This is a genomic window from Streptomyces sp. NPDC014894 (assembly GCF_043080985.1).
GTDB lineage: Bacteria > Actinomycetota > Actinomycetes > Streptomycetales > Streptomycetaceae > Streptomyces.
The window spans coordinates 44,825-50,962 of record NZ_JBIBWD010000004.1 but is presented as its reverse complement, the minus strand read 5'-3'; the positions used below and the strand labels follow the sequence as shown (position 1 = coordinate 50,962).

The 6,138-nt window shown below is 74.9% G+C and carries 3 protein-coding genes and 1 pseudogene; 2 read left to right on the top strand and 2 right to left on the bottom strand.

The window, feature by feature from the left end; translation table 11 throughout:
* Window positions 1-1,194: pseudogene (locus ACF089_RS11155) on the top strand (hypothetical protein); the annotation flags it as partial.
* A 240-nt stretch (window positions 1,195-1,434) separates the two neighbouring features.
* Here ACF089_RS11155 and ACF089_RS11150 read toward each other — a convergent pair.
* The gene (locus ACF089_RS11150) at window positions 1,435-2,172 is read right to left on the bottom strand and encodes a hypothetical protein (RefSeq protein WP_392024890.1); all 738 of its coding nucleotides are present in this window, start codon (window positions 2,170-2,172) and stop codon (window positions 1,435-1,437) included.
* A gap of 420 nt (window positions 2,173-2,592) precedes the next feature.
* Between ACF089_RS11150 and ACF089_RS11145 the strand changes: the two genes are divergently transcribed.
* A complete protein-coding gene (locus ACF089_RS11145; protein WP_392025697.1) occupies window positions 2,593-4,695 on the top strand; it encodes a PIG-L family deacetylase in 2,103 nt (700 codons plus the stop codon).
* Between the two features lie 166 nt (window positions 4,696-4,861).
* Here the strand turns inward: ACF089_RS11145 and tuf are convergent, their stop codons facing one another.
* The gene (gene tuf / locus ACF089_RS11140) at window positions 4,862-6,055 is read right to left on the bottom strand and encodes an elongation factor Tu (RefSeq protein ID WP_392024887.1); all 1,194 of its coding nucleotides are present in this window, start codon (window positions 6,053-6,055) and stop codon (window positions 4,862-4,864) included.
* Between the last annotated feature and the right edge of the window lie 83 nt (window positions 6,056-6,138).

Genomic DNA, 6,138 nt, shown 5'->3' with positions numbered 1-6,138 from the left:
GTGGGCGCGCGGGCGGGCGGGCAGGACGCCGGGGCGGAGGGCGTGAGGGCCGCCGGGACCGGGGATCCGGAGGGTGTCGAGGCGCTGGTGCGGCGGGTCCGCGCGACGGTCTCCGGGGCCCTCCCCGAAGGCGTGGTCCATCTCGCCGGGTCGCGGCGGACGGGGTGCGCCGCGCCCGGGGCGGATCTGGATCTGGTGGCCGCGCTGCCGGGCGGCGCGGTGGATCCGGCCTCGGTCCGGGCGCGGATCGTGGACGCGCTGCCGGAGGCCGCCGCCGTACGGGAGGTGATCGGGGCCCGGGCGCCCGGGCTGCGGTTCCGGGTGGCGGGGCTGGCCGTCGACCTGGTGGTGGTCGCGACGGGCGAGGTGCCGCCGGGCGCGGCCGTGGAGCGGCGGGCCGAGCTGGGCGAGGCCGCCGCGATCGCGCTGAGCGCGGTGAGCGACGCGGACGCGGTACTGCGGCTGGCGGACGGGCGGCGGGAGGCGTTCACCGCGCTCGCCCGCGAGGTGAAGACCTGGGCCCGGGCGCGCGGTCTGGACTCGGCCCCCTTCGGCGGGGTGCCGGGGATCGGCTGGACGGTGCTGGCGGCCCGCACGGTGGCGAAGAGCCCGAGGCCCCCGGAGGGCGGCCGGGACGAGGTGCCGCTGTCGGACTTCTTCGCGCGGTGGGCGGTGTGGGACTGGGCGGGCGGGGAGGTGCTGACGCCGAGCGAGCCGGTACGCACGTGCACCGGGCAGCTGAGCACGGGCGGGCGGGAGCTGGTGCTCCGTGAGCTGTACCGGGGGTGGGAGATCACGGAGGCGGCCGCCGGGCCCCGGCCGGAGCTGTGGGCCGCGCCCTCGCTCGGGGCGGATCACACGGCCTGGGCGGTGGTGACGATCGCCCCCGGGAGCACCCCGGCGGGCGCCCCAGCCGCCGCGGACCCCGCCGCGGACCCCGCCGAGGAGACCGAGGGCCGGCTCCGGGGCCGGATGCGCGCGCTGCTGACCGCGCTCGCGGAGGCCGGGTCGCCGGACGCGTACGCCTGGCCGCGGGCGCTCCCCGGCGACCCGGTCCGGTACGCGATCGGGCTGGGCGCGACGCCCCCGGACGCGGTCCGGCTGGCGGAGATCGGCGACAGCGTGCTGCGCGGACTCCCGGGGGCGGCGCTCGCCCCGGCCGCCCGCGGCGAGCTGCCGCCGGAGCTGCGCTGAGACCACCGGACCGAGCCCCGCGGCCGCCGGAGCCCCGCCGCGTGACCGGGCCCGGCCACCGGAGCCCGCCACCCGAGCCCAGGCCGCCGGATCCGCACCGCAAGACCGGGCCCCGCGGCCCCCGGAGCCCCGCCACAAGACCGAGCCGGCCACAAGACCGGGCCCCGCCACAAGACCGCCGCCCGGGCCGGGACTCCCCCGGCCGCCTTCCCCGACCGCCTCCGACGTCGCCCGCGCCCCTCAGCGCCCGCCCCGGCCCGAGCGCCCGCCGGCCTCCTTGGACGACGGGGCCTTGGCGCGGCGGTCCCCGGCGGCCGGGCCTCGGTCGCCCCCGCGCGCCGGGGTCACGACCTTCGCGGACCCCGGCGGTCCGGCCTCCGCACCCTCGTCGCGGGCGACGGCCAGGGACCAGCGGACGGAGGAGTCGGCCCGTACGGAGACGGTCCCGGCGCGGTGGGACTCGGAGGTGGTCATCCGGTTCTCGACGGCGCTCACCTCCGTGTCGAGGCACTCCAGGGGGAAGGTCGTGCCGGTGGGGCTCAGGGTGACCCGGACCGTTCCGGCGCCCTGGCAGTTGACGGCGACGATCAGCGTGCGGCCCTTGCTCCCCCCGCCGTACGGAAGCTCCGCGTGGCCGCGCGTCTCGTCCTGCCGCAGCACGACCTCGCCCCCGTCCGCGTCCGCGTCCAGCTCGGGCAGGGGCTCCCCGACGGACTCGTCCGCACCCTCCTCCCCCTCGACGTCCTCGCCGTCGACGGCCTCCGCCCCGGCCTCCTCCGCCTCGACCGCCGCCTCGATCGCCGCCTCCGCCTCCGGCCCGGCGTCCGTCTCGATCACGGTCTCCCCCGACCCGCAGCCGGTCAGCGGCAGCAGCGCGAGGGCGGCGAGCGCCCCCAGGGCGGCCAGTCCCCGGCGCGGCGCACCAGAGCGGGACCGAGCGCGGAAGCGGGACCGAGCGCGGGAGCGGTGAAGAGCCATGACAGTTCCCCCTGTTTCATGGTCGAGCACGCGACAGGGCCGCAGAAACGATTCCCCTGTTCGCCGAAATCAAAATCATCGCAGTGGTCCGCCCCTCGCGACAGAGCATTCCCCCGAGGACATTCCTCGCGTGCACGGAACGTGACCGGGACTCGCCGCGCCCGGGAAACGGCCCGCCCCACGGCAGCCCTCCCGCCCCACGCGCCGCGCCATCACCGCGTGGTACGGGAGCAGGGCCCGGCCCCAGGCAACCCATCGTTACGATAATCCGTCTAGCTGAGCGCGAACGGGCCTGACCAACCCGTTCGCACCCACAGACGCAGAGAGACCACAGACGCAGACGAGAGGGCGCCGCCCGGCCGCTGCGGGGGAAGCGGACGGAGCAGCGCACAAGTGAACAACGGACCCGGCGACGCCGCGATGGCGGCTGCCCGAATACCGGAGCCCCGGCGCGAGGCCGGGCCCCGCCGCCGGAGCGTGATCGCCGCCCTCACCGCGCTGGGCGCGACGACCGCCGTCGCGGGCTGCTCGGTACCCGAGCCCCGGCGGCCCGTCCCGGCCGCCGACCCCGCACCGGGGATGCCCATCGCCAGCGCCGGGCGGGCCCAGCTGATGCAGATTCTCGCCCACCCGGACGACGATCTGTACTTCATGAACCCGGACACCCAGCGGATGCTGGACGCCGGGGTGCCCCTCGTCTCCGTCTACATCACCGCGGGCGAGCACACCGGGGTGAATCGCGCCCCCGGCGGACCGAAGCCCCGGCCCGACACCGAGGCGTACACCGCCGCCCGCCACCAGGGCCTGCGCCAGACGTACGCCGATCTCCTCGGGCTCGACATGTTCACCCCGTGGACCAAGGGCGTCGCCTCGCTGCGCGGGGACCGTCAGGCCGAGATCAATACGCTGACCAGCGGCAGCCGCCGGGTGGAGCTGATCTTCCTCAATCTCCCCGAGCACACCCGCCGCCACTGGACCGCGCTGCCCAGCCTCTGGAACGACCGCTCGCTGAGTGTGCGCACGGTACCCGCCCAGGGCTCGCCGCTGCGCGAGCCCGTCGAGTACGACTACGACGGGCTGCTCGACGTGCTGGTCGGGCTGATGGAGCAGTACCGGCCCACCGTCGTCCAGACCCTGGACCCCGACCCGGACATCCAGATCAGCGACGAGCGGACCCGGCGCAAGGACAGCGAGCAGCCCGGCTACTCCGACCACGGCGACCACACCGCCGCCGCCTGCTTCGGCTGGGCCGCGATGGTGCGCTGGGTCGCGGAGGCCACCGAGAACGGCGGGCAGGTGCCCGGCTTCGTGGCCAACGCCTTCCGGGGCTACTACAACCGGCACTGGCCCAAGAATCTGCCGCCCGCCGTCCTCGCGGAGAAGGCCGGACATCTCGTCCCCTACGGCGGCGACCCGGACTGGCGGTGCGGGAACTCCGCGGGCTGCGGCGACTACGCCGTCGGCGGCGACCGCCCGCTCACCAACAAGAAGGGGTGGGTGCGGTCCACCCACCACCGCCACCCCGGGCCCCGGCCCGCGGTCTTCGAAGCGCCCGGCGGACGGCTGGTCGCGTACGGGGTGCTGGGGCTGCGGGCGGTGCGCTGGCGGGAGACCGGGGCGGGCAGCGGCCGGTGGGGCGCGCCGGACGACCTCGGCGGCGGCCCGCTCGCGCCCGCCCTGGGCTCGGCGGTCCTCCGGGACGGCCGGCAGCTGCTGTTCGGGCTGCGGATCGCCGCGCTCGGCGGCCGGGGCGCGGCCAATCGGCGCGAGATCGTGCTGCTGGAGCAGCGGACGGCGGGCGGCGCGTTCCTCGCCTGGACCGGGCTCGGCCATCCGGAGAGCACCGAGGACCGGGGCCGGCGGATCGGCGTCCCGGTGGCGGTGACCGCGCCGGACGGCCGGGTCCATCTCTTCGTGCGCGACGCGGACCGCCGGGTCAGCACACGGGTGCGGGAGGCGGGCGGGAGCTGGGGCCCCTGGCGGGCGCTGGGCGGGGAGGCGGTCCAGGACGGACTGTCGGCCGTGGTGGACGCCGGCGGCCTGGTCCATGTCTTCGGCTCGGGGATCGGGACCGTACGGCACTGGGCCCAGCCCGCCCCCGGGGCGGATGTGGTCTTCCGGCCGGAGGGGCTCGGCCCCGAGCCCGGCGGGCCCGTCGCCGCGCTGCCCGGCCGCGAGGGGGGCGTACGGCTGTACTACCGCACGCCCGCGACCGCCGCCGTGACGCTGGTGGGCGGGGGCGGGCGCGCGGGACGGATCGGACTGGACGGGTACGGGCCGGTCCGCGCCGTCGCGACCCGGCGGGGGCCGGCGCTGCTGTCGCGGGATCCGCGCGGGCGGCTGCTGCTGCGCTCGGGGGGCCGGACCCACACCCGGACGCTGGGGGCGCCGGCGCTGGAGTCCCCCGCGCTGCTGGACAGCCGGCAGGGGCCGGCGGCCGTGGGTCTGGGCCCGGACGCCCGGCCCTGGATCTGGCGGCCCGGGGCGCGGACGGCCGCCGCGAGCCAGGCCCCCGAGATCTGATCCGCGAAGCGCCGCGGACCCCGCGGAAGGCGGCGCCGAGCAGCGACGCCGGACGGCGGACCCACCGGAAGCCGTTCCGCCGGAGACGCGGAAGAGGCCCCACACCTCTCGGTGTGGGGCCTCTTCCTGGTGCCCTGTGCGGAGCTACCGGGTCAGAACGTCAGAACTACTTGACGATCTTGGTGACCTGGCCGGCGCCGACGGTCCGGCCACCCTCACGGATGGCGAACTTCAGGCCCTCTTCCATGGCGACGGGCTGGATGAGGTTCACCGTCATGACGGTGTTGTCACCCGGCATGACCATCTCGGTGCCCTCGGGGAGGGTCACCACGCCGGTCACGTCCGTGGTACGGAAGTAGAACTGCGGGCGGTAGTTGTTGAAGAAGGGGGTGTGACGGCCACCCTCGTCCTTCGACAGGATGTAGGCCTGGGCCTCGAACTCGGTGTGCGGCGTGACCGAACCGGGCTTGATGATGACCTGGCCGCGCTCGACGTCCTCGCGCTTGATGCCACGGAGGAGCAGACCGACGTTCTCACCGGCCTGGCCCTCGTCGAGCAGCTTGCGGAACATCTCGATGCCGGTGACCGTGGTGGTGGTCTTCTCGGTCTTGATGCCGACGATGTCGACGGTCTCGTTGACCTTGAGGACACCACGCTCGATACGACCGGTGACGACGGTGCCACGACCGGTGATCGTGAAGACGTCCTCGATCGGCATCAGGAACGGCTTGTCGACGTCGCGCTCGGGCTGCGGGATCGACTCGTCGACGGCGGCCATCAGGTTCAGGACCGACTGGCCCCACTCCTTGTCGCCCTCGAGCGCCTTGAGCGCCGAGACCTTGACGACCGGCAGGTCGTCGCCCGGGAACTCGTACTCGGAGAGGAGCTCACGGACCTCGAGCTCGACGAGCTCCAGGATCTCCTCGTCGTCCACCATGTCGGCCTTGTTCAGCGCGACCACGATGTACGGAACGCCGACCTGGCGGGCCAGGAGCACGTGCTCCTTGGTCTGCGGCATCGGGCCGTCGGTGGCGGCGACCACGAGGATGGCGCCGTCCATCTGCGCGGCACCCGTGATCATGTTCTTGATGTAGTCGGCGTGACCCGGGCAGTCGACGTGCGCGTAGTGACGCGACTCCGTCTGGTACTCGACGTGCGCGATCGAGATCGTGATACCGCGCTGGCGCTCCTCGGGAGCCTTGTCGATCTGGTCAAAGGCCGAGGCCTCGTTCAGGTCCGGGTACGCGTCGTGCAGCACCTTGGTAATGGCGGCCGTGAGGGTCGTCTTACCGTGGTCGATGTGACCGATGGTGCCGATGTTGACGTGCGGCTTAGTCCGCTCGAACTTCGCCTTCGCCACTGGGTCCTCCTGTGGAGTGGTTCTGTACGCCTTGCTTCATCGGCGCCAGGTGATCTTTGCTGGAATGCCGGGGCCCGGGACAC